Annotated in this window: 23 protein-coding genes and 1 other RNA gene; 8 read left to right on the top strand and 16 right to left on the bottom strand. The window is 55.9% G+C overall.

Annotated elements, in window-relative coordinates; translation table 11 throughout:
• The first annotated feature begins 14 nt into the window (after positions 1-14).
• Positions 15-1,385 (top strand): phosphoglucosamine mutase, encoded by a 1,371-nt coding sequence (gene glmM / locus CS910_RS02460; RefSeq protein ID WP_099209578.1) that lies wholly within the window; start codon positions 15-17, stop codon positions 1,383-1,385.
• Here glmM and CS910_RS02455 read toward each other — a convergent pair.
• On the bottom strand, positions 1,354-2,169 hold the full coding sequence (locus tag CS910_RS02455) for an MBL fold metallo-hydrolase (protein ID WP_099209577.1): 816 nt from the start codon (positions 2,167-2,169) through the stop codon (positions 1,354-1,356). The genes glmM and CS910_RS02455 overlap by 32 nt on opposite strands.
• Positions 2,170-2,275: 106 nt before the next feature.
• Between CS910_RS02455 and CS910_RS02450 the strand changes: the two genes are divergently transcribed.
• Together CS910_RS02450 and CS910_RS02445 are read left to right on the top strand one after the other, a co-directional pair.
• Positions 2,276-3,538: a M20 family metallo-hydrolase gene (locus CS910_RS02450; protein ID WP_099209576.1), complete on the top strand. Its 1,263-nt coding sequence runs from the start codon at positions 2,276-2,278 to the stop codon at positions 3,536-3,538.
• Between the two features lie 36 nt (positions 3,539-3,574).
• Positions 3,575-4,318: an RlmF-related methyltransferase gene (locus CS910_RS02445; RefSeq protein ID WP_099209575.1), complete on the top strand. Its 744-nt coding sequence runs from the start codon at positions 3,575-3,577 to the stop codon at positions 4,316-4,318.
• A gap of 163 nt (positions 4,319-4,481) precedes the next feature.
• Here CS910_RS02445 and CS910_RS02440 read toward each other — a convergent pair whose 3' ends face one another.
• A complete protein-coding gene (locus CS910_RS02440) occupies positions 4,482-5,672 on the bottom strand; it encodes a class I SAM-dependent rRNA methyltransferase (protein ID WP_099209574.1) in 1,191 nt (396 codons plus the stop codon).
• 94 nt (positions 5,673-5,766) lie between these two features.
• Between CS910_RS02440 and CS910_RS02435 the strand changes: the two genes are divergently transcribed.
• A complete protein-coding gene (locus tag CS910_RS02435; protein WP_099209573.1) occupies positions 5,767-6,075 on the top strand; it encodes a DUF5748 family protein in 309 nt (102 codons plus the stop codon).
• Between the two features lie 4 nt (positions 6,076-6,079).
• On the opposite strand, the gene CS910_RS02430 is transcribed toward CS910_RS02435, so the two are convergent.
• Genes CS910_RS02430 through CS910_RS02420 form a run of 3 tightly spaced genes read right to left on the bottom strand, consistent with a single transcriptional unit; the run spans position 6,080 to position 9,139 of the window.
• The gene (locus CS910_RS02430) at positions 6,080-7,204 is read right to left on the bottom strand and encodes a tripartite tricarboxylate transporter permease (protein ID WP_099209572.1); all 1,125 of its coding nucleotides are present in this window, start codon (positions 7,202-7,204) and stop codon (positions 6,080-6,082) included.
• Complete coding sequence (locus tag CS910_RS02425) at positions 7,183-8,346, bottom strand: hypothetical protein (RefSeq protein WP_099209571.1); 1,164 nt, start codon at positions 8,344-8,346, stop codon at positions 7,183-7,185. Before CS910_RS02425 ends, CS910_RS02430 begins: the two co-directional genes overlap by 22 nt.
• Positions 8,347-8,386: 40 nt before the next feature.
• The gene (locus CS910_RS02420; protein ID WP_099209570.1) at positions 8,387-9,139 is read right to left on the bottom strand and encodes an ATPase domain-containing protein; all 753 of its coding nucleotides are present in this window, start codon (positions 9,137-9,139) and stop codon (positions 8,387-8,389) included.
• Between the two features lie 209 nt (positions 9,140-9,348).
• Here CS910_RS02420 and priL point away from each other — a divergent pair, with 209 nt between their 5' ends.
• From priL to CS910_RS02405, 3 genes are read left to right on the top strand one after another with little or no spacing between them, the layout of a single operon-like run.
• Complete coding sequence (priL, locus tag CS910_RS02415; protein ID WP_099209569.1) at positions 9,349-10,557, top strand: DNA primase large subunit PriL; 1,209 nt, start codon at positions 9,349-9,351, stop codon at positions 10,555-10,557.
• Positions 10,550-11,584: a DNA primase catalytic subunit PriS gene (priS, locus tag CS910_RS02410; protein WP_099212380.1), complete on the top strand. Its 1,035-nt coding sequence runs from the start codon at positions 10,550-10,552 to the stop codon at positions 11,582-11,584. The genes priL and priS overlap by 8 nt, the downstream gene beginning before the upstream one ends.
• Positions 11,581-12,426: a DMT family transporter gene (locus CS910_RS02405; protein WP_099209568.1), complete on the top strand. Its 846-nt coding sequence runs from the start codon at positions 11,581-11,583 to the stop codon at positions 12,424-12,426. Before priS ends, CS910_RS02405 begins: the two co-directional genes overlap by 4 nt.
• Here the strand turns inward: CS910_RS02405 and rnpB are convergent.
• The 4 genes from rnpB to CS910_RS02385 all read right to left on the bottom strand — a co-directional run bounded on the left by rnpB (position 12,412) and on the right by CS910_RS02385 (position 15,111).
• Positions 12,412-12,733: RNase P RNA component (rnpB, locus tag CS910_RS02400), an RNA gene on the bottom strand. The genes CS910_RS02405 and rnpB overlap by 15 nt on opposite strands.
• 37 nt (positions 12,734-12,770) lie before the next feature.
• Positions 12,771-14,384: a COG1361 family protein gene (locus CS910_RS02395; RefSeq protein WP_099209567.1), complete on the bottom strand. Its 1,614-nt coding sequence runs from the start codon at positions 14,382-14,384 to the stop codon at positions 12,771-12,773.
• Between the two features lie 41 nt (positions 14,385-14,425).
• Positions 14,426-14,707, bottom strand: coding sequence for a hypothetical protein (locus CS910_RS02390; protein ID WP_317450594.1), 282 nt, complete (start codon positions 14,705-14,707; stop codon positions 14,426-14,428).
• Entirely contained in the window at positions 14,707-15,111 is a 405-nt protein-coding gene (locus CS910_RS02385) for a DUF61 family protein (RefSeq protein WP_099209565.1), read from the bottom strand. The genes CS910_RS02390 and CS910_RS02385 overlap by 1 nt, the downstream gene beginning before the upstream one ends.
• 223 nt (positions 15,112-15,334) lie before the next feature.
• On the opposite strand from CS910_RS02385, the gene glnA reads away from it, so the two are divergent.
• Positions 15,335-16,657, top strand: coding sequence for a type I glutamate--ammonia ligase (gene glnA, locus CS910_RS02380; RefSeq protein ID WP_099209564.1), 1,323 nt, complete (start codon positions 15,335-15,337; stop codon positions 16,655-16,657).
• On the opposite strand, the gene CS910_RS02375 is transcribed toward glnA, so the two are convergent.
• Genes CS910_RS02375 through CS910_RS02345 form a run of 7 tightly spaced genes read right to left on the bottom strand, consistent with a single transcriptional unit; the run spans position 16,648 to position 23,360 of the window.
• Positions 16,648-17,502 carry an EamA family transporter gene (locus CS910_RS02375; protein WP_099209563.1) on the bottom strand — a complete coding sequence of 285 codons (855 nt, stop codon included), beginning with the start codon at positions 17,500-17,502 and terminating at the stop codon, positions 16,648-16,650. The two genes, glnA and CS910_RS02375, sit on opposite strands and share 10 nt — an antisense overlap.
• A 9-nt stretch (positions 17,503-17,511) precedes the next feature.
• Positions 17,512-18,276 carry an NAD+ synthase gene (locus CS910_RS02370; RefSeq protein ID WP_099209562.1) on the bottom strand — a complete coding sequence of 255 codons (765 nt, stop codon included), beginning with the start codon at positions 18,274-18,276 and terminating at the stop codon, positions 17,512-17,514.
• Positions 18,273-18,749: a hypothetical protein gene (locus CS910_RS02365; RefSeq protein ID WP_145955336.1), complete on the bottom strand. Its 477-nt coding sequence runs from the start codon at positions 18,747-18,749 to the stop codon at positions 18,273-18,275. The genes CS910_RS02370 and CS910_RS02365 overlap by 4 nt, the downstream gene beginning before the upstream one ends.
• A 24-nt stretch (positions 18,750-18,773) precedes the next feature.
• Positions 18,774-19,781, bottom strand: a complete 1,008-nt coding sequence (locus CS910_RS02360; RefSeq protein ID WP_099209560.1) for an ABC transporter ATP-binding protein — start codon at positions 19,779-19,781, stop codon at positions 18,774-18,776.
• A 10-nt stretch (positions 19,782-19,791) separates the two neighbouring features.
• Complete coding sequence (locus CS910_RS02355; RefSeq protein WP_099209559.1) at positions 19,792-20,751, bottom strand: ABC transporter ATP-binding protein; 960 nt, start codon at positions 20,749-20,751, stop codon at positions 19,792-19,794.
• Positions 20,752-20,761: 10 nt separating this feature from the next.
• Complete coding sequence (locus CS910_RS02350; RefSeq protein ID WP_099209558.1) at positions 20,762-22,309, bottom strand: ABC transporter permease; 1,548 nt, start codon at positions 22,307-22,309, stop codon at positions 20,762-20,764.
• 10 nt (positions 22,310-22,319) lie between these two features.
• Positions 22,320-23,360 (bottom strand): ABC transporter permease, encoded by a 1,041-nt coding sequence (locus tag CS910_RS02345; protein WP_317450593.1) that lies wholly within the window; start codon positions 23,358-23,360, stop codon positions 22,320-22,322.
• Positions 23,361-23,426 lie beyond the last annotated feature (66 nt).

The raw sequence follows: 23,426 nt of genomic DNA, 5'->3' as shown, positions 1-23,426 counted from the left end.
AAGCCGGTGGTGGTATGAAGCTCTTCGGCACCGCGGGGATTCGGGGAAGGCTCTGGGAGAAGGTGACGCCCGAGCTTGCGTTGAAGGTCGGAATGGCCGTTGGAACTTACAGGAGCGGAAAAGCGGTCGTCGCGAGGGACGGGAGGACTTCAAGCATCATGCTCAAGAACGCTCTGATAAGCGGTCTGCTCGCGAGCGGGATGGAGGTTTTAGATGCCGATTTGATTCCAACTCCAGCTTTAGCCTGGGCAACGAGAGAGCACGGCGACGCTGGAGTTATGATTACAGCCTCCCACAATCCCCCGACCGACAACGGGATAAAGGTCTTCAACGGCGACGGGACGGAATTCTACGTCGAGCAGGAGGGGGAGCTTGAGGAGATAATCTTCTCCGGGAACTTCAGGAAGGCAGAGTGGAACGAGATTAAAACGGTTAAATCCCTCGACGTTATAAACGACTACATCGGAGCGGTTCTCGACTTCGTAAACCACGAGACGGACCTTAAAGTCCTCTACGACGGGGCCAACGGCTCCGGGAGCGTTTTGGCTCCTTACCTGCTCCGCGAGATGGGGGCCAAGGTTATAAGCGTGAACGCCCACGTTGACGGCCACTTCCCGGGAAGGAAGCCAGAGCCCCGCTATGAAAACATCGCCTACCTCGGGGAGCTTGTTAAAGAACTCGGCGTCGATTTGGCAATAGCTCAGGACGGCGACGCCGACAGGATAGCGGTCTTCGACGAGAGGGGTAACTACGTTGACGAGGATACAGTAATAGCGCTCTTCGCCAAGCACTACGTTGAAGAAAACGGCGGGGGAACGGTTGTTACGTCGATAAACACCGGGTCGAGGATTGATGAGGTGGTTGAAAAGGCCGGAGGGAAGGTTGTACGCGTTCCCCTCGGCCAGCCCCACGACGGCATAAAACGCTACAACGCCATCTTCGCCGGCGAGCCCTGGAAGCTCGTCCATCCAAAGTTCGGCAACTGGATTGACAGCTTCGTGACGATGGCGCTCCTGATTAGGATGATTGACGAGAACGGCCCGCTCTCGAAGCTCGTCTCGGAGATTCCGGTCTATTACTTGAGGAAGGAGAACGTTCCGTGCCCGGACGAACTCAAGGGGAAGGTCGTCGAGAGGGCCAGAGAGGAGCTTGAGAAGGCCTTAGGGGAGGAAATCAAAGAAGTCCTCACGATTTCGGGCTACCGCTTCCAGCTGAGGGACGGCTCGTGGGTTCTCGTCAGGCCGAGCGGGACGGAGCCGAAGATTCGCGTCGTCGTCGAGGGGCCGAGCGAAAAGAGAAGGGACGAGCTCTTCGAGTTAGCTTATAAAACGGTTGCAAAAGAAGTGGAAAAGCTCAAACGAAGCGCGCGGGTCGAAGGGTCCTGACGGCTATTTCCCTTTTATCTATCATGACCTTAAAGCCCTCCTTTGCGACGTAGGTCTTGACGCCCGTTACAGTTTCGATGTACTTTGCCTCCTTGTAGGGGTTGGCGAAGTGCATCTTCATGCCGATGTGGCTCATTATCAGGACTTCCGGCTTTTTCTCCATGCTCTTGAGCATCTCAACGGCATCGTCGGTGCTGAGGTGGTAGGGAATTCCCATGTCCCTCGGGCGCGTTATGGCAGCTATGAGAACTCTCGCCCCGTCGTGCCACTCTATCAGGCCGTCGAAGTAGGCCGTGTCGGGAATGTAGGAGATGTCGCCGTAGGCGGTCTTCATGCGGAAGCCGATGGTTGTGGGGTCCGAGTGCTGGCTCGGCGTTATGAGGAACTCCTCCTCGCCTATCGCTATCTTGTTGCCCGGCTCTGGCGTGTGGACGCTCTCAAGAACCTCAATGTGGTACTTGCTTATCGCAGGTGTATGAGTCTCGTCGCCATAGACGACGCTCTTCGAAGCTATCAGCGTTCCCCTCTTCTTGAGCGCACCGCCTGTCATGGCCTCGACCATGACCTCGAGGTCGTTGCAGTGGTCAACGTGCCTGTGGGAGACGAAGATAGCATCGAGCCTCCTCGGGTCGAGCTTGTAGCGCCAGCTCCTGACGAGCGCTCCCGGTCCGGGGTCGACGTAAACGTTCCTGCTCGCCCTTATGTGGAATCCCCCCGTGGAGCGGAACTGGGTTATTGTGATGAACCTCCCGCCCCCGCTTCCGAGGAAGGTTATCTCTATCACTCCCTCACCTCCGTATCCTCTGCGGACGGTAGGGTTTGGGCGGTGGGGTATATAAGCGCTCCGAAACCGGTTTAAGCTCCGGGGAGAAGTAGTGGCGGTGGTTCTGATGGAGTTCGAAGGGGTTCTGAAGGAAGTTGAAAGCTTAAGGGATGAGATGGTAAAGACGCTCGTCGAGCTGATTAAGATTCCGGCCATAAGCCCCGACTACGGCTACGAGGGGGAGTACGACAAGGCGCAGAAGCTGCTTGAGATTATCAGGGACTGGCCCTTCGATAAGGTCGAGGTCTACAACGCCCCGGACGAGAGGGCCAAGAACGGGGTCAGGCCGAATATACTGGCCTATTACTACGGCGAGAAAGGCGAGGAGAGCGAGAGGCTCTGGATTCTCACGCACATCGACGTCGTTCCGCCGGGGGACCTGAGCAAGTGGACCGTTACGGAGCCCTTCAAACCGCTCGTGAAGGACGGCAAGGTTTACGGCAGGGGAAGCGAGGACAACGGACAGAGTTTGGTTGCTTCGCTTTACGCTGTGAGGGCCATGATGAACCTCGGGATAAGGCCGAAGAGAACCGTCATTTTGGCCTTCGTCAGCGACGAGGAAACCGGGAGCAAGTACGGAATCGGGTGGCTTATGAAGGAGCACCCGGAGCTGTTCAGGGAAGACGACCTCGTGCTCGTCCCGGACGGCGGAAACGAGGACGGAACGTTCATAGAGGTTGCCGAAAAGGGAATCCTCTGGTTCAGGTTCAAAGTTAAGGGCCAGCAGGTGCACGCGAGCATGCCGGACAAAGGTTTAAACGCGCACCGCGTCGCACTAGATTTGGCCTACAACCTCGACAAAAGGCTTCACGAGAAGTACAGCGAGAGGGACGGGCTCTTTGACCCGCAGGAGAGCACCTTCGAGCCGACGATGGGAGGAAACCCGGCCGACAGCCCCAACATAATTCCCGGCGAGCACGAGGTCGTTTTCGACTGCAGGGTTCTGCCGAGGTACAGCCTCGACGATATTCTCAGGGACGTCGAGGACGTCGCGAAGGAAGTTAAGGAGAGGCACAGGAAGGAGCTTGACGGGAAGGTTCTCCCCGAAATCGAGGTGGAGGTCCTCCAGAGGGGCGACCCGGCACCGCCGACAGACCCGAACAGTGAGATAGTGAGGCTCCTGAAGGAGGCGATAAAGGAGCTACGCGGGAAGGAAGCAAAGGTTGGTGGTATAGGTGGTGGAACCTTCGCGGCGTTCTTCAGGAGGAAGGGAATTCCGGCCGTCGTCTGGGCGACGCTCGACGAGATGGCCCACCAGCCCAACGAGTACGCCAAGATTGACAACATGGTCGAGGACGCCAAAGTAATGACCTACCTCGCCCTGCGCTGAGCGAAAGCCTTTTCTTTCCAGTTTCCACCTCTTTCCATGCCCCTCTGGAAGGACGGAAAGCTCGGACTGCCTGTGAGGGAAGCGGTTAAGCTCTTTCCGGAGCTGGAGGAATACGTTGACGAGCTCGGAAGGCTCGACTTCTCGAACAGGAGGGCGAGGATACTCTACAATAGGGCGATAGCGAAGGCCCTCTTCGGGCTGGAGATAGAATACCACCCGCGCGGTCTCGTGACGCCCCCGATATCGCGCTACCTCTTCCTTAAGACGTTTTTGAGGGGCGGGGAGAAGGTTCTGGAGATTGGAACCGGACACACCGCGATGATGGCGCTTATGGCTGAGAGGCTTTTCGACTGTGAGGTAACGGCCACGGAGCTGGACGATGAGTTCTTTGAGTACGCGCGGAGGAACATCGAGCGTAACGGCGCAAAGGTCAGGCTAATCAAGAGCGACGGAGGCATAATCCGGGGGGTAATCCCCGAAGGAGAGCGCTTCGACGTCATCTTCTCGGCTCCTCCCTACTACGAGAGGCCGACGAGAGGCGTTTTAACGGAGAGGGAAGGCGTTGGCGGTGGGAAGTACGGCGAGGCCTTCTCGGTGAAACTTATTGAGGAAGCGAGGGACTACCTACGGTCCGGCGGAAGGGTGGCCCTCTTTCTTCCCGACAAGGAGGAGCTGATAAGGGTTATAGCCGAGAAGGGGGAAGAGCTGGGCTATTCCGTAAAGGACGTCAAATTCAAAGCTGGGACGCGGTGGAGGCACAGTTTGATACTCAGACTGTAATGGTCGTTGTAACAGCCATAACTTCCGCAATTTTGGTCGTTTGAACAACCAAATAGAAAAGGATTTCGGTCGATAGAGCGACCATAACGGGACTCGGACCGTGGGCGTCTCAGCACTCACGCCGGTCTCAGTGGAGGTGCTTTCTCGTCATCGTCCCCGAGTTTCAGCGCATATCCTCAACGTAGAGGAAGAGACACTTAAGGTATTCGGTGTCCTTCGAGGCCATGAGTATCGGGTGGTCCGGGGCCTGAGTCCTGTAGGGCTCGAGCATCTTGAGGAACTTGCCGGCCTTTGCCCCAGCGGCAATGACCATGTCCTTGAAGGCCTGCATGTCAACGTGCTGGGAGCAGGAGCAGGTGACGAGGATTCCACCCTCCTTAACGAGCTTCAGGCCGGCGTGGTTGACGTTGAAGTAAGCCCTGAGTCCGCGCTGGAGGTCCTTCTCGTGCTGGACGAAGGCAGGTGGGTCAAGGATAACTATGTCGAACTTCTCGCCCCTCCTGAGCATCTCCTCCATAACGGGGAAGGCGGAACCGACGATGAACTTCATTTTATCTTCAACGCCGTTGAGCCTGGCGTTCTCCTTGGCGGTTTCAATGGCCCGTGGGGACTTGTCAACCGCAACCACTTCCTCGGCTCCAGCCACCGCTGCGTGTATCGCGAAGCCACCGGTGTAGGTGAAGACGTCGAGAACCCTCATTCCCGGCTTGACGTACTTCTCCAGGGCTATCCTGTTCTCGCGCTGGTCGAGGAAGAAGCCCGTTTTCTGACCGCGCATGTCGACGATGAACTTGGCCTTTCCTTCCTCGATTATCGTTCTGTACTTCTCCTTACCGAGGAGAACGCGCTCGATTTCAGGTAACCCCTCCCTGCGCCTGCTCCTTCCGGTGTTCTTCTCGAAAACGGTCTCTATTTCCGGTTCGACCTCCATTATGGCCTCGGCCAAATCGAGCTTAAACTTCTCCATGCCGATGCTCGAAATCTGAAGTGAGGCTATCTCGTTGAAGCGGTCGACTATCAGGCCGGGCAGATAGTCGGCCTCGCCGTAGACCATTCTGTAAGCCTTGTCGTAGCCGAGAACCTTCTTCCTGTACTCGTTGGCCTTCCTAATCCTCTCCTTGAAGAGCTCCTTCGTTATCGGGGTTTCCCTGTCCTTGATGAGCAGGCGGACCATTATGTTTGAGTTGGGGTTGACGAAGCCCCTGCCGAGGAACTTCCCTCCCCTCGTGTAGACCTCTACTATATCCCCGGGCTCAAAGTCCCCCTCGGTTCTCACGACACCCTTCTTGAAGACTATCATCGCGCCCTTCCCTATGGCCCTCGCCGCCTGGGCGTCAACGATTACCCTCGCCATTCTCACCACCGGAGGGGTTAGAGAAGGGGGTTTAAAAACCTGCCCGGCGATAGGTATTTAACCCCCGGAACCCTATATTAGAGCGGTGGTTTCTATGCACTTCGACGTTGTAAAGGAGTTCTTGGAAGAGATTGGCGCCGACTGGATTGAGCTCGACGGCGAAATCCACCTCGAGCCCGAGGTCTTCTACGAGGTTTGGAAATACATCGGCCAGCCCGAGCTGAAGACCTACGTCGTCGAGGACGAGGTTGTGGAGCCAGGCTCCTACGACCCGCCCGAGATGAAGTACACCGACGTCAAGAAGATTAAGGTCAAGAAGGTGTACTTCGAGACCCTCGACGGCAAGAGAATCGTGACGGATTACTCCGAGTTCCAGAAGATTATGAAGGAGAAGTCCGCCTGACGTTTCATCTTAGCAGAACCGGGAGCATCAGGGAGCCCATGCAGGCCGTCCTCTTCACCCCGAGGAGAACGGTTAGGTAACCCACAATCGAGGAAGCGGTCAGCGCGAACAGGCCCGGAAGGCCGTCGAAGATGAAGGCCAGGAGAACCAGAAACGCCAGAACAGTGAGGTTGATAAACCGGTACGGGAGCCTCGATAGGGCCCCCGCCAGAAACCTCGCAAGGGACTCGCCGTAGAGGAGAACCGCGAGGCCCACGAAGAGCGCAACGAGTAGGAACGCCGGGAGGGCTTTGACGCTCAGGGGCTCCATCAGCGTCACCACTCCGTTTCTTTCCCTTCCCGTTTCAAGGAAGTTGAGGAAGGCGAAGAGGAAGTTGGCGGTGTTGACGGAATAGACGATTGTCAGGAACGAGCGCTCGTCCCGGGAGATGAACGAGCCGAGCAGGGCCGCCTGCGATGCCGTGAAGGCCGGGAGGAGGGAAGCAAGCATACCGAAGAGCGTCCCCATGAAAGAAAACAGAGTGAGCCTTCTGGGAGTAATCTCGAGCTCCGGACTGCCAGGCTCTACCCGCTTGGCCCCGGCCAGGAGGGAGGAGACTATAACCGGAACGCCGAAGAGCCCGGTGAAGAGGACATAAAATGGCTCGTTCAGCGGGAGCGAGAGAATAAAAAGGCCCAGGAGTCCGGAGAGGAGCACCACGAAGAGCGCATAAATCCTTTTCACACTCCGCTCTGTGAAGACGAGGAGAATTATTAGGAGCAGGACGGCGAACTTTCCAAAGGCCGGCCTGTAGAGGGGGGCGAGGAGAAGGTATAATGGGACCAGCGGGAGGAAGAAAATGACTGCCAGAAAACTCGCGATGAGCGCTATCCTGACGACTTCAAGGCCCCTACCGCTGAGCACGAGCCGGTGAGCCGGCAAAACGCCGAGGGCCGTTCCTTCATCGGGAACTCCAAGAAAAGTTGAAGGGATTACGTCGAGGAACGTGTGAGTTAATCCCATCGCAAAGAGAACGACCGCGCTTAGGCCGAAACCGCGGAGAAGGGAAGCCAAAGTGTTCACATGAATTCCCGGCGTTATTCCCGTGAAAGTGCCGAGCAGGAGGCCTAACAGTGCTTCCCGGAGCAAAGGTCCTCACCAGACTGAACTTCAAACGCCGGCTTTCCCCTGTAGGTCGTGAAGAAGCCGTAGGTGGTTATGCTCTCGTTTTCAGCCAGAGAGACACCGAGCCTCGATGGGAGCTTGAGGAGAACCGAGCAGGTGCCGTTTGTCACGTTTGCTATTCCAAAGCCGCTCCTGTAAACCGTTACCCAGGTGACTTTTCCCGAGATTCTCGCGAAGGAGCCTTCGTTGAAGGAACATATGCCGTTGGGCAGTTTCTCCCGGGGCTTCACGATGGAGCAGTTCAGGCAGAGCAAACTGGACTTCCTTCTCAGGGCCTCAAAACGAACCGTGTCGCCGGTTCTCGCATGGAAACCGTAGAGCCTCAAGCTTGTGCAGTCGAGCTTCAGGTAGCGGGAGGTACTTTTGATAACGAGACACTCGCCGGTGGCTATATCCCCGATTTGGGCCAGATTGATGGGTTTCTTCTCTGCAGACCCAAGGACATTAACGTCGTTGACGGAATCGACGTAGAGGGTAATCGTCGAGTAAAGCCTCACAACGCCGAGGACTTTGACGCGAAGGCCCGGTCTGAGGGAAAGGCCGTGGGGGAGGTAAACCCTGAACTCCTCGCTCCCGTTCCAGACTGCTGCGGGGTTTCCACCGTAGAGAACAACGCCCTCAAGCGGGTAGGGCATGCCGTTTTTGGGTTCCCTCAAATAGCCGAGCTCCTCAACATTGACGGGATAGAACTTCGAGCCATAGGTCAGTCCCTCAAGCCTTACGCGGCTTCCCTTCGGAACGGTGAGTGCGTAGGCAAGAAGGACCCTCGAGGGGGTTAGCAGAACCGGGCCGTTAGAGTACCAGTAAGCCCCTTCAAGGCTCTCAAGGGGAAACGTCGCGTTTGCAGGGACTACTGCGGAAACGTCCATCCAGAGACCGCGGTGGGTTGCCCTGAGCCTGCCCTCGACGGTGTAGACCCTTCCGAGCTCCAAAGACTTCCCGAGCGCAACCGTTGCGGTGCCGTTGTAGAGAACTGATAGGGAGCCGGAAGAGTAAACGCAGAGGCCGGTGAAGGACTCTTTCTCCGGGGAGTAACGGCTAAGCGAAAGGGAAACGATGAAGAGTGAGGACAGCAGGACGAATACCAATAATCGCCGCTGAACCATTGAAAATGGTAAGGAGGGAGACCTTAAAAAATTTTAGGTATCAGTAGATTTCCCCGCTTGGGTAGACGACGATGCCCTCTTCGGTTATCTCGAAGGGGTACTTCTTCATCGAGTGCCGAGTTTCGCGCATCTTCCTGATTAGGAGGTAGCGCTTGAGTTCAACCTCCCTCTCGATGAAGTCGAGAAGGATGACGCCCCTGGAGATGTACTCCTCGACGCCGTACCTGCTGATTTTGCCCCTGCCGGGGTCGGGAGCCTCGGTTGTGAGGATTGACGTGACGCCCATCTCAAGAAGTATCGTATTGAGCTGAAGAAGCATTTCCCTGATTTCTTCCTCCTTCTTGAGGCGGAAGGCTATCGAGGGAATTGAATCTATAACGAGCCTTCTGGCGTTGATTGCCTTAACGACGCGGTAGATGTAACGAAGGAAGTCCTCGGCGTTGAGATTGCCCTCGAGAACGTACTGTTCCTCCGATGGGAGCCCAACGACCGCGCTGACACCGTCAACGATTGCTATCTTTCCCTGTTTCTCGTACTGCTCAATATCCCAACCGAAGGTCCTCATCTCCCTTCTCAAGTCCTGTGCCCGCTCCTCTAGGGTAACTATCACTCCAGGCTCATCGTAGAGTTCAACACCCTTGTAAACGAACTGAACCGCGAACGTTGTCTTACCGCTTCCGGTGGGACCGGTTACAAGGACCGTGGTTCCCTCTGGGAATCCCCCCTCAACGAGGTCGTCAAAACCGGGAATCCCGGTCTTGACCCTGCGAACTTGCCACATCTCTCTGGTCATACGAATCACCGTGATGGCTGTTAGGGAATCCCTTAGTTCATCCGCTATAGCTATTTGATGGTTTGTGGATATAAAACTTTTGGAAGATAACGGAACTAAAGTCCCTTTCAATGGAAGATTTACAACGGGGCCCACTCAAAACCGCCAAGGGGTACCATCGGGGCGGAAACGTTTTATTGAAAAAGGCAAAGTGAGAGCAAGGTGAAACCATGCCCGACCCCTTTGGAAGGGAGGCACAGGAACTAATAAGGCGTGAATTCGGCGATGTTTTAACGCTCCTTGAGAGAATCCCCTCAAGCATAGACCCAGATGAAGCCATCTCACTCGTCAGGTGGATGCTCGAATCAAAGGAGCCCCCCGAAAACCTCCTCACCGTCGACACACTTGAGGAGCTCAGAGACCTTTTCCGATTCTACGCCCTCCTCGGGGCGCTGGCTTTCTCCCCTTACGGTATCGAGGCCGAGTTCGTGAAGAAAGCGACCGCGAGGCTCTACCGCGCGAGAATAGAGAGAAAGGGCTTGCTGGAGGGTAGCCTTCTAAAGATTGAGCCGGCAAAGGGAATACCTGAAAGGGACAGGAAGATACTGGAGAGGGCGATGGACAGAAGTCTGCCCGAGGAGGAGAGGGGGAAACTCAAGCTGAAGTACAGAATGCACTTGAGCGAGTTCCTTGAGCTCTGGGAGGGGTCGCTGAAAGAGGTCTACGTGAGGAAAGGATACGCCTACCTCCGCTGGGACGAGGCGTTAAAGCTCTGGGAGATGGCCTTCGAGAGGCGCTTCGACAGGGCCGTTGGTCTTCTCGCGGACGTCAGGGACGAACTCCCCGGGTTCTACGAGGAGCTCAAAGAGAAGCTTGAGGAGCTCGCCGGGGAGTACTTCAAGGAGAGGCTTGAGAAGCTCGGAAAGGTTGGCGCGAAACCGCTCCGCTTCGACCTCTTCCCGCCGTGCGTTAAAGAAGCCCTAAAAGGCGTCCCCGCTGGAATGAGGAACTATGCGATTACGGTCCTTTTAACGAGCTTCCTGAGCTACGCGCGCATCTGTCCAAATCCGCCGAGGAAGGACGTCCGCGTTAAGGACTGCGTGAGCGATTTAAGGGTCGTCGAGGAGGAGATTCTACCCGTTATCATTGAGGCCGGCAACCGCTGCAAGCCGCCGCTCTTCGAGGACCAGCCCCACGAGATTAAGAACATCTGGTACCACCTCGGCTTCGGATTAACCGACAAGCCAACGCTCGAGGACAGCGGGAACTCAACGTGGTACTTCCCGCCGAACTGCGACAAGATAAGGGCCAACGCTCCCCAGCTATGCAAGCCGGACAGGTACTGCAGGGGGGTCAAGAACCCGCTGACCTACTATCTGAGAAGGCTCGCGAGGGAGGAGCGGAGCGAAACCGGTGAAGGGGGTGAGGAGGGTGGCTGAACTGCTCAGAGAGGTCAGCAGGGAGGAGAGGGAGCTCTACTACAAGGGCGAGTGGAAGGCCGAGAGGATTCCGGAGTTCATCCTTGATAGCCTCGAAAAGCGCGAGTTCGGCTTCGACCACACCGGGGAGGGGCCGAGCGACAGGAAGAACGTATTCACCGACGTTAGAGATTTGGAGGACTACGTTAAGGCCACCTCCCCCTACGCAATCTACACATCGGTTGCGCTCTACCGCGAGCCGGCCCAGATGGAGGGCTGGCTCGGTGCAGAGCTCGTCTTCGACATAGACGCCAAGGACTTGCCCCTCAGGAGGTGTATGGACAGGCACCCGAGCGGGCAGGTGTGCCCAATCTGCCTGGAGGACGCGAAGGAGCTCGCGAGGGACACCCTGGTTGTCCTTAAGGAGGACTTCGGCTTCGAGAACGTCCACGTGATTTACTCCGGCAGGGGCTACCACATAAGGGTTCTCGACGAGTGGGCGTTGAGGCTCGACGCCAAGGCCCGCGAGAAAATTTTAGCCTACATCAGCGCCTCGGAGGAGGTAACCTATGAGGACGTGATGAGCAGGAGGATTATGCTGTCGAGTGGCTACTTCAGGGTTTTCCGCCTCCGCTTCGGTTACTTCATAAGGAGGGCCAACGAGAACCACCTGATAAGCGCGGGGATAAAGAAGGGCCTTGCCAGAAAACTCCTGAGCGATGAGAGCCGGGAGAGAATCGTCAGGAGCTTCGTCGAGAGGGGTCTGCTGGCGGCCTTTCCAAGCGGGGTTGGCTACAAAACCCTCATAAGACTCTTCTCGATATCGAGTACGTTCTCCAAGGCCTACTTCGACGGGCGCGTTACAGTTGACGTCAAGAGAATCCTCCGCCTGCCGTCGAGCCTGCACTCCAAGGTGGGGTTGATAGCGACCTACATCGGCCCAGACGAGGGGAAACTCGAGCGCTTTAACCCCTTCAGGGACGCCGTGCCAGAGTTCAGGAAGGAGGAAGTGAAGGAAGCGTACGAGGAGTGGGAGCAGTCGCTATGAACCGGGGAAAGGCCCAGATAGCGCTTGCAATGCTTATATGGGGGAGCGTCGGGATATTCGGCAGGCTCTCCGGGCTTTCCGGCCTGGGCGTCGCCTTTGCGAGGGTTTCGCTTGGAGCGCTCGTCCTTCTCCCAATCCTCGGCCTCAGGAGAAAGCTCGGAAACGCTTTGAGAGAGCTTAGAGAGAGGCCCTATCACATGCTCGCGCTCGGGACGGCCTTAGCTTTGAATTGGGTCTTCCTCTTCACGGCCTTCAACTACACAACCATAGCGAACGCAGTTCTCGTTTACTACACCGCCCCGGTTCTGGCGACGCTGATTTCATGGCGCTTCCTCCATGAAAGGCTCGACGCAGGAAAGGTTCTGAGCCTCGCCATAGCCTTCACGGGACTGCTCCTCATAACATCTTCCCAGAGAATCAGCCTCTCCGACAAGGAATTCACAGGAATCGTGTTCGCGTTTCTGGGAGCGCTCTTCTATGCCCTGATTCCGAACCTCGGCAGGTTCCTGAGGGGCGTTGACGGTGAGAGCCTAACCTTCCTCCAGCTGGCGGTAGCGTCAGTCGTTTTAATTCCCTTTGTGGCCGTTGAGAACGTTGGAAGCCCGGTCTGGTGGGCAATAGCGGTTCTCGTCTTGCTCCACACGGTGTTCGCCCTCTACATCTACATGGACGGGCTGAAGAAGGTGGAGGTCAAAGACGCCTCTTTGTTGAGCTACCTCGACCCGCTGAGCGCGATAGTTTACGCGTTCCTAGTCTTTGGAGAGGTGCCGGGAGTTAGAACCGTGATAGGTGGCGCCCTAATTCTGCTCGCCTCAGCTATTGATTTGGCGAGGGGGTCGTAGCCCGCCTTCTGTGTCAAGGGGGCATTCGACTGAGCGGCCTACCACGGGGCTCGCACCGGGAACTCATCGCCCCTCCCACGGCCTTGCACCCCGCGGGACGGCCGTTTCACCGCATCCCCCAGGATTGTCTGCGGGTTAGCTCGGTGCCCGTCGCCGGGCCCTTCGCGCGCGTCATCCACATCTCCCGGGGGCCGTGTCGTTTCTGCGCCGTTGCCCTCCCTCCCGGGAGGTGCCTTACGGCACCGCGGCCCCGGTGCGGTGGGCGGAACTTCCTCGGGAGTGCCCCGAGAGCCCCCGACCCCCTCGCCGTAAGGAAGTAGAAAAGGGAGAATAAAAAGGTTTGGTCACTTCTTTTTGGGCAGGGAGTCCCTCTCATGGAACTTTGGCGGTTTTGGCCTCTTGAACCTCCCGAGCGGTGAACGGCGCTTTGGCCCCCTCTTCCCCCGACGTTTCTTACCACCAGAGTTCCAGTGGGTGTAGTAAGCACCGACGGCGACGAGAACTATCAGCAGGATAACGAGAGCAGGCCACCACCCGTTGCCTCCAGAGCTCGAGAGGGCCGTTGAGTTGGAGGGGGAGGAAGAAGTTGATGTGGTTTCCAGTGTCTCAGTAGAGGTTGGGCTGTTGGTAGAGGTGGTGGTCGTGGTCTGGACGGGCGGTGCAAGAGTCCCACTAACCGAGCTAACGTGACCGTCGGTGGAAAGGTTGAACGAGTACGTCACACCAACTTCACCAGAGGGGAAAGAGAAGTCAACCGTCGAGTTTCCGGGGGGTATATCAACTACCCTCGAGCCGCTGTAGGTCGTGCCGTTTTCGAGACGAACAACGTACGAGAGGAGCCCAGAGGTCGCGGGGCCTGGATTCGAAAGGAGAACCCTGAACTCAAGGAGTTTCTCCGAACGGGCTGGTACCACCGAGGATATCTTGGGGGGCGCTATAACCCTGTACTCCGAGGATGCAGTGCCGACAATCTTTCCAGCCACGAGCAGGGAAACCGAGACGCGGTACTGACCGGGTTTTTTCGTGAACAGAGGCACGTTGAAGACGAGAGTGCCCTGGTCGAGTGAGAGAGGTTTTGTGAGGGAATAAACCGGCTTCCCGTTTAGGTAGAACTTCACGCTCAGGTTCGCCCGCACGTTTCTTTGGGAGAGAACAGAAACGTAGGCAACCACCTTGTCGCCCGTGTAAACACTACTTCTCTCGAGAGAAACACCGAGGAGTGAGACACCCCAGCTGAGGGTGAAAGCTTTGGTTCTGGAAAACGTTCCCCGGGGGGTCCTTATGGTGTAGTTAAAAACGTAGTGTCCCGGAGGGAGGGAGTACGGGGTCTTCACCTCAAAGCTCACCGACGTAGTTCCAGGTCCAAAGACGACGCCCTTACTCAGGTGAACGTAGGGCTTTCCGTCGTGAAGAACCGTCAAGTACGCGGTCCCTTTAACGGTTTTGTGGCCTAGGTTATGAACCGTGGAATACACAACGAAGCCCTCGCCCATAAAAACGAGCGGCCAGGTGCCCGAGGGAGTGTACGCGTGGACCTCACCGAAGCGCAGAGGAGTTGAGAGGACCGTCAAAGGTACTGAAGCCGTGAACGCGGACAGGCCACCAGTTGATAGGGAAACCAGGAACCTAATCTTTAGGTAGTAGCTTCCCGCGGGAACATTGGGAGAACAACTCACATTGTATGAGAAGGTCTTCTCCTCCCGCGGTCCCCATCCCTGGACTATGTGGGGTGATACCGTTACGTTGAAGCCCTCCACCCGTTTTCCGCTGGAATCCTCAACCCAGATGTCCCTCACCACGGCGAGCTTGTATGAGGCATCAGTTGGGTTTGAAACCGTGAACGTTCCAACGGCGTAATCCCCGGCTATAACCTGAATCGCCTGACTTGATGACGCCGAGCTCGGTGGTATGAGGGCTAGCAACATAAGGAGGATGACGGCCGAGGAAAGCCTCCGCATTCAAACCACCCTAAGGTTATACAACTGGAGGGTATAAAACACTACCGACCGAGTGCCAGCAGAACCGCGCCCGAAACGGTCAGGATGAACGAGAGAAGGAGGAACAACCTGTAAAGTCCTAGACCGGAGAAGTGCTCCCTGGCGACGAGGGCTATGGCAAGAAGCATCACTCCGTAGAGGAGGGCGAAGATTCCAAGGGCTAGCGATGTCTTTATGCCGAGGAGCACGAGGATTCCAAAGACCGCCCCGGCGAAAACCGTAACGTGGGGAACAGTGAAGGCGAGATAGTTGAGGAAAACCTTCCTATCGTCATCCATACCCATCACTCCGCTATGAAGGCATAGGTTGTCGCCGTCGGCAACTCCCGCCTCACCCTGGGGAGCAGGTACCTCGGGTAGAGCCTTTCCTCCGGCTCGTCTAGGGGATCATAGGAGCCGAGGAGCCTGTCTATCACCTTGACCGCGACCCTTCCCCTAACCCTGAAGTAGCCCCTGAAGTCGCTCACTATCTCAAGGACTATCGGGAGGAGCAGTTTCTCCTCGCCGCCGGGGTCGAGAAGGTCCTTAATCCTCTCGAGCTCTGCCTTTCGGAAGGAGTGCACGCTCCCGTCCCTTAGCCTAACCGATGGCTCGTTGTCTTCTAGGAGCCGGGCGAGGGTTGGCCTCTTCGCCGGAAGGTGGCTGTTTATGCGGTAGATTTCTCTCAAGAGGGCGTTTTCAGGGTTCATACGGGTGTCAATTCGAGCCAAGACAGATAAACATTGTTTAACATCTTCTCGTCAAAAAGTTCAAAGTTAAGCAAAAGAATAGACTTATCTATGTCAAAACGATGACGTTCATAGGCCGTTTTTCGTCAGGTGTTCAAAAATTCAGGGGAAAGGGTTAATTAGGTGTATCTGTTCAGCATCTAGCGGAAATAATTGAACAATAAATCAATACGGTGATGAAAAAATGAACGAAAGTGCAAAACTCCTCGGAGTCGAGACGAAGGGTCCGAGGTTCCTCCAGCTCATATTCGTGGACATAAACGGCGTTCCGAAGGGAATGGAGGTTCCTATAGCAAGGTATGAGGAGGCAATAGAGGAGGGCATAGCCTTCGACGGCTCCTCGATTCCCGGGTTCCAGGGCATAGAGGACAGCGACCTTATCTTTAAGGCCGACCCGAGCACCTACGCCGAGGTTCCCTGGGAGGGCATAGCGAGGGTCTACGGCTACATATACAAGGACGAAAAGCCCTACAAGGCCGACCCAAGGGGAGTCCTCAGGAGGGCCCTTGAAAGGCTTGAGAAAGCCGGCTTCAAGGCCTACCTCGGGCCGGAGCCGGAGTTCTATCTCTTCAAGAAGAACGGAACCTGGGAGCTCCACATACCCGACAGCGGGGGCTACTTCGACCTCGTAACTCTCGACAAGGCGAGGGAGCTGAGGAGGGAGATAGCCCTCTACATGCCGGCCTTCGGCCTCGTTCCGGAGGTGCTCCACCACGAGGTTGGAAAGGCCCAGCACGAGATTGACTTCCGCTACGATGAGGCCCTCAAAACCGCCGACAACATCGTGAGCTTCAAGTACGTCGTCAAGGCCATCGCCGAAATGCGTGGGTTGTATGCAACGTTCATGCCGAAACCCATCTACGGCTACCCGGGCAACGGAATGCACCTCCACATAAGCCTCTGGAAGGACGGAGAAAATGCATTCATCGGCGAGGACGGGCTGAGCGAGACGGCTCTTCATTTCATAGCTGGAATACTCAAACACGCGAAGGCGTTGACGGCCCTGACCAACCCGACGGTGAACAGCTACAAGCGCCTCGTTCCGGGTTATGAGGCTCCTGTCTACATCAGCTGGGGTTACAGGAACAGGAGCGCGCTAATCCGCGTCCCGGCATTCTGGGGCAACGGGGCTAGGATAGAGTACCGCTGTCCAGACCCGAGCGCCAACCCGTACCTGGCTTTCTCGGCGATACTTCTGGCCGGGCTCGACGGAATTAAGAGGAAGCTTGAGCCTGAGGCCTACGTCGAGACCAACGTCTACGAGATGAGCGAAGAGGAGAGGAGCAAAGCGGGAATCGAGACCCTTCCGGGAAGCCTCGGGGAGGCGCTGGAGGAGCTGAAAAAGGACAAGGTCATCAGAGCGGCACTCGGAGAGGCCTACGAGAACTTCATCGCCTACAAGGAAAGGGAATGGAGCGAGTACGTCGCCTACCTCGAGAGCAGAGAACTCCCGCTGGAGACCAAGAAGGTGACCGAGTGGGAGCTCGAGAGGTACTTCTACGTCTGATTCCCCCTTCCTTCCCTCATGTGCACGAGGATTGATGCCCCTATTATGAGCGCCCCGCCGAGGAGCTGAAGGGGCGTTAAAGCCTCATCAAACAGGATGTATGCGAGGACTATTGCAACCACCGGCTCAACGGTCGCCACTATGCTAGCCCTGCTGACCTCCACTTCTTTGAGGGCGTGGTTGTAGAGGGTGTAGCCGAGGAACGTCGGGAAAAACGCTAAACCGAGAAGGTAGGGAATCGCTCCCCTCGGAACGGAGAACTTAGAGAAGGGAGCGAGGAAGAACAGGCCGAAGAGCAGGGTCATGAAGAGAACCCTCTCGGGTCTCTCGTTTCTGACACCGAACTTGGCGAGGACTCCATAGAGGGCGTAGGTGAAGCCGGTCGCTATGCCTGTCAGTAAAGCCAAGTGGCTCACGTTGAAGTCAACGTTCCCTGCAACGAGAACGACCCCTGTAAGGACCATCACCAGGGCTATCGCCTTCTCGGTCGTTATCGGCTCCTTGAAGATTAACCTGCCGAGGATTACAGAGAAAGCGGGGGCTGTGTAGACGAGCAGAACCGCGAAACCGACTGACGAGATTTTGACGGTGTAGAAGTAGAGGGTGTAGAAGGCGAAAACTCCAACGAGGCCGTAAACAGCGTAGAACCACAGTTTCTCGCGCGTGAAGGGGTTCTCGCGCAGGAAGAGCGAGATGTAGGTTCCGAGAATGATTAGAGCAAAGAGAACGCGCCAGAAGACCATCGTGAAGGAATCAACGTTATAGCGGTAGATGTAGGTCGCGAAGATTCCCAGGGTTCCCCACATTGAAGCAGCGAGAAAAACGAGAAGGTAACCGCGCTTCATCGGCTCACCTCAGAAGCTCGGGCCCAGTGGCAGACGGCGCTTGTGCTCGCTCCTTTTAACAAGGTTCTCAACGTATTCGACCCGCTCGATTGGTACGCCCAGCTCCTCAGCTATTTCCTCCTTGTCCTTCAGCAGGTCAACGAGGCGCCAGAGGATTTCGTCGAGGAGGCGGTAGCTTATGCCGAGCTCGTCCTCGTCTGTCTGACCCTCCCAGAGACCGGCGGTGGGTTTCTTCTCGATTATCCTCTCGGGAACGCCGATGAGCTTCGCAACCTCCCAGACCTCGGTTTTGTAGAGGTTTATGAGAGGCGCGTAGTCGCTCGCCCCATCGCCCCACTTGGTAAAGTAGCCGGTGAGGAACTCGCTCCTGTTGCTTGTTCCAAGGACGAGGCGGTTCTTCTCATTGGCGTGAGCGTAGAGGAGAACCATCCTCGTTCTCGCCATGATGTTGCCAAGGCTCCTCCTGTCGGGCTGGAAGCCGAGCTGAGAAACGAACGAGTCAACGATGGGCTTTATGTTTATCTCCCTGCACTCGATTCCAAGGGAGGAGCAGACGAGCCTCGCATCTTCAACGTCCCTGTTCTGGTAGTAGGGCATTATCAGGCCGAGAACGCGCTCCCTTCCAAGAGCCTTAACGGCGAGGTAAGCGGTCGTGGCGCTGTCTATGCCGCCGCTTATCCCTATCACAACGCCCTCAGCTCTCGCCTCCTCTACCTTCTCTCGGATAAAGGCCGTGATTATCTCGACGACGGAGTTGTAGTCGAGGGACCTCATTTCCGCTTCCCCCTGAATGCGTGAACGTAGGCAACCCAAAAAGTTATCGTTCCAGCGACTGCGAGAATCGACGCGGGTATCGCGAGGTCAGAGTAGGGGTGGCTTATGGCCTTCACCCTGTACGTGTAAGTGACGGTGCCGTTAATAACGTTCACCTCAGGCCTGTCGGACGGGTAAACCGTAACGTTTCCCCTGATGCTGTATGTTCTGTTGAAACCCGTCCAAGAAACCTGAACCGTGGCGTTGTTTGCACTCAGTGTAAGGGTTCGGTTGTAGTATGAGTACCTATCCTCAAAGCTTCCGTTGCCAATGACGTGGACCCCCTGCCCAAGACTACCACCTGAAGAGTAAGTGGGTGTCGTCGTGTAAAATACTGCGAGGGCCGACAGAAGCATGGCCAAGACTAGCATGGTGAAGCCGGCAACCATGAGCTTCGACCTAGAAATGAGCTTGAGAGCTTCCTTCATTCCCATCACCAACGAGGAAAAAAGAGAGGGTCAGAATTTGCCGACGAGGTGGCACTCCGCCCAGTGGTTGTGCTCGTACTCGATAAGCTTCGGCTGCTCCACGTCACAGAGGCCCTTCTTGAAGTAAATACACCTCGGATGGAACCTGCATCCCGGTGGAATATTCACGGCACTCGGAACCTCACCCTTAATCGGGAGTTCCTTGATGACGTTCCTCCTCTCTGGCTTCGGCTCTGGAACCGCCGCCAGCAACGCCCTCGTGTACGGGTGAAGCGGGTTGTCTATGACCTTCTCCGCAGGACCCATCTCTACGATTCTGCCAAGGTACATGACCGCCATCCAGTCCGCGAAGTACCTTGCGGTGGACATGTCGTGGGTGATGTAGAGGTAGGTGACGCCCATCTTGTCTTTGAGGCTCTTCATGAGCTCGAGGATTTCCGCACGGATTGAAACGTCGAGCATCGACACCGGCTCATCTGCAACAATGAACGTTGGATTCAGGATGAGGGCTCTCGCTATTGCCACACGCTGCCTCTGTCCACCCGAAAGCATGTGCGGGAACCTGCTAACGTAATCTTCGGGCGGCGTAATCTTGACCATCTCAAGGGCCTTGTAGATGAGCTCCTCACGCTCGGCCCTGGTTTCACCGATGCCGTGAATCAGGAGCGGCTCCTCGAGGACGTCAAAAATCCTGAAGCGCGGGTTAAGCGAAGCGAACGGGTCCTGGAATATCATCTGCACTCTCCTTCTGTAAGCCAGGACTTCCTCCTTGGTCTTAATGTCCGTGACGTCCTCACCCTCAAGGTAAATCTTACCGTCCGTTGGCTCGAGGAGCTTGACGATGAGCCTTCCGGTGGTAGACTTTCCACAGCCACTCTCGCCGACGAGGGCAAAGACCTGTTGCTTGTAGATTTCAAAGCTGACTCCGTCAACCGCGTGAACGAAGCGCTGAGGCTCACCGCGCAGACCAGCGAGGAGACCCCTCTTGAGTGGGAAGTACTTCTTGAGGTTTTCAACTTTGAGTACCGGCTCCGCCATTTCTCACACCTCACAGCAGCCAGCATGCCGCATAGTGGTCTTTATCAATCTCCTTCAGCTCGGGCTCCTGCTCTTTACAAACGTCCATCGCGTAGGGACACCTCGGGTGGAAGCGGCACCCCTTCGGCGGGTTGATGAGGTTGGGTGGTTGACCAGGAATGAACTCGAGCCTCTCAACGTCCTCGTGAAGTCTCGGGATTGCCGCGAGGAGCTTCTGAGTGTACGGATGGGCCGGCTCATAGTAAATCTTCTCGCTGTCACCGATTTCTACAATCTTACCCGCGTACATGATGGCAACCTTGTCGCTAATCTCCGCCAAGATACTGAGGTCGTGGGTGATGAATATCATTGAGAGGTTGAGCTCCTTCTTGAGCCTCTTCATGAGGTTGATAATCTGTGCCTGAACGATAACGTCCAGAGCGGTAGTCGGCTCGTCGGCGATGATGACGCTGGGCTCCATAAGGAGAGCCATTGCAATGACGACACGCTGCTTCATACCACCGCTCAACTCGTGCGGGTAGCGGTAGACTATTTCAGGGTCGAGGCCAACGAGCTCGAGGTACTTCTGAGCCCTGTCGAGAGCCTCCTCTTCGTTCATGTGCTTGTGGTAGAGGAGAGGCTCAATCATCTGGTACCCAACTGTGTAGACAGGGTTGAGGGCGTTCATTGCTCCCTGGAATATCATCGAAATCTTCTGCCAGCGGATTTCCTTTCTAAGCACGTCCTCCGGAAGGCCGACTATTTCCCTTCCGTCAATCTTGATGCTCCCGTCAACTATTTTTCCAGGAGGGGTGGGCATGCCTAAGAGAGTAAAACCAAGGGAGGACTTGCCGCAACCGCTCTCACCGGCAAGTCCAAGCACTTCTCCTTTTTTGAGGTCGAAGCTGATGTTGTCAACTGCCTTGACGACGCCTTTGCTGGTGAAGTAATACATCTTGAGGTTCCTAACTTCAAGGACGTTCTTAGCCATCTAAACCACCTCACGCGCGCTTGAGCCTCGGGTTGAGGACCGTGTCGAGTGACACACCAATCAGGACGAATATCAGTCCCACGAAGGCTATAGCAAGTCCCGGCGGTATAATCTGCCACCAGTAGCCGTTGAGCGTAGCACCGTTGGCCTGTGCGTTGTTGAGCATCTGACCCCAGGTTATCATGTTCTTGCTCGTGAGACCAAGGAAGCTCAGTCCGGCCTCGCTGAGGATTGCTCCAGGAACGCTGAGGGCTATGCTGGCGAACGCGTATGGGAGGAGCTGTGGAACGATGTGCTTGAAGACTATCCTTCCGGTGCTCGCACCGAGGGCCCTAGCCGCTTCAACGTAAGTCTGTTCCTTAATCTGAAGTGCCATACTCCTCGCAACCCTCGTGGTGCCCATCCATCCGAAGAGCACCAGGATGAACACCAGCTGCGTCAGCGAAATCTTTCCTCCGAAGTACAGCGAGAGCAGGATGAGCATCGGAAGCACTGGCAGGGTCATCATGAACATTGTGAACGTCTGTATGGCCTCGTCCGCCCAGCCTCCAAGGTAGGCGCTCGTAACTCCGATGAGGATTCCTATGAGGACGGTGCTAACCGAAACCGACAGACCTATGGCAAGGGCAACGCGGATTCCCCAGAGGAGACCGACTGCTATTGGCCTGCCGAACTGGTCAGTTCCGAGGATGCCGTAGCTCCTACCAACCATGACAACCTTCATGTTGCTGAGGTCCACGTGGACGTACTTTGGCGCCTTGACTATAACCTCAACCTTGTAGTTGCCCTGGAGGGGCTTGGCGTTGTATATGACGTCGGTGAGTGAGAGGGGCTTACCGTTATCGTCGGTTATCTTACCGAAGATGACCCTCATCAGGTCCATGGCCTGGGAATAGCCGTAGAGGGTGTTGTTCATGGTAACCTGCTGGGAAATGTACATGAGCTTCATGTCAAGGGGAAGGTTGTTCGGTATCGCCATCGGGAGCTTAAGGACGCCGTTCTCGTAGAGCCAGAGGAACACGAGACTCTTTGAGGACGGTGTGTACGAGAGCTGGAGGAAGCCCCCACTGGTCATCTGGTAGTTGTGGGCAACGACGAGGGTGTTGTACTTAACTCCCTTCTCGGGAGGCCTCGTGATGACAACGTCAATTACAGGGTTGTCCTTCGGAGTTGATGCGTTGGAAGTTATACCAGTGACAACGAGGTCCTTGGGCGGGTAGTAGTACTTCATATCGTACGTGAATGTGAGGACGTAGTAGCGGTAGGAGCCGTTGACGTACGTCTTCTCGTTGAGGTCCTTGAGGGTATAGACCTTCTGAGGTGCCCTGCTCTGGTGGCTGAAGTAGTTCTCCCATGAGGGCGGGGCGTTCTTGGGGTTGGTAATCCAGGCGGTTCCGGTCTGCCACTCCGCGGGTATGTTGGGGCTGGTTATGAAGGGAGCGGCGATTGCCAGGATTATGAGCAGCAGGAGGAAAAACAAACCAAGCATTCCACTCTTCTGATGCTTGTACTCGCTCCAAAACCTCTTGAAGCTGTCCTTGAAATCAACCCATCTCATTTACACCACCTCACGAGCTGGCCGCGGCACCAATCCTGATTCTCGGGTCGAGGTACGCGTAGAGTATGTCCGCCAGAAGCATTGAGAACACGGTCATCACTGCAAACATGTAGTTGAGTGCCATCATGGTTCTAACGGCGTTCTGGCCTATGGCCATCCAGTAGAGACGTCCCATTCCAGGCCAGTTGAAGACTATCTCCGTAATCATGGCACCGCCCATTGAACCAATCATACCGAATATAACCATGGTGATAATCGGCGGAGCGGCGGCTTTGAGGGCGTGTCCGTAGATTATCTTCCTCTCAGGAACACCCTTAGCCCTGGCAACCATGATGAAGTCCTCCTGCATTGTGCCAATCATGATGTTCCTGGTGGTCCATGACCAGCCTCCAAAGGAAACGAGCACGATTGTAACGAGCGGCAGTGTCATCTTCTTGAGCAGATTGACCCATCCAGAGACCTCAACCTGGGAGTACAGGGTTATCGGCAACCAGCCGAGGTAGACAACGAAGAGGAGTATCATTAGCATTCCAAGCCACCACATCGGGAGGCTCGTGGTAATCATTGCCAGGATGGATATCGTTCTGTCGAGTAGGCTTCCTGGGTTGCGGGCGCTCTTGATACCGAGGGAGAGTCCTATGAGGATTATCAGAATCTGCGCCGTCGTGAATAGCAGAATCGTGTTGGCGAGGGCGGTCTTTATCTGGTCCTTAACGTTGTGGGTACCGTATATAGGAGGAATCGATTGCCCCCATTTAAACGTAAACGTGTCTATTGCATAATTCCAGGCCCTCTGCCAGTAGGGTTTGTCAAGACCGTACTGGTGCTCAAGGCTCTTGCGATACGCCTCTATTGCCTCCTGTGTAGGTGCCTGGTGGCTCTTCTGCTGGTAGGTACGAATCCACTGCTGAACCTCGGAGTTTATCTGGGCGTTCAATTGTACCGTCGCAAGTTTCGTGAAGAGGGCCGACATCAAGAGCACGGCCAGGAAGAGGAGGATTAACGCGTTTACCACACGGTACAGCACGTACTTTCCAAAGCTCATCCCCATTCTATCCCCTCCAGCAACGATACTACTGGCATTCTATGAAGTCAACTTTTACGTGCCAGTTAAAGT

The organism is Thermococcus henrietii, from assembly GCF_900198835.1.
Lineage (GTDB): Archaea > Methanobacteriota_B > Thermococci > Thermococcales > Thermococcaceae > Thermococcus > Thermococcus henrietii.
This window is presented reverse-complemented; position numbering and strand designations above follow the sequence as displayed.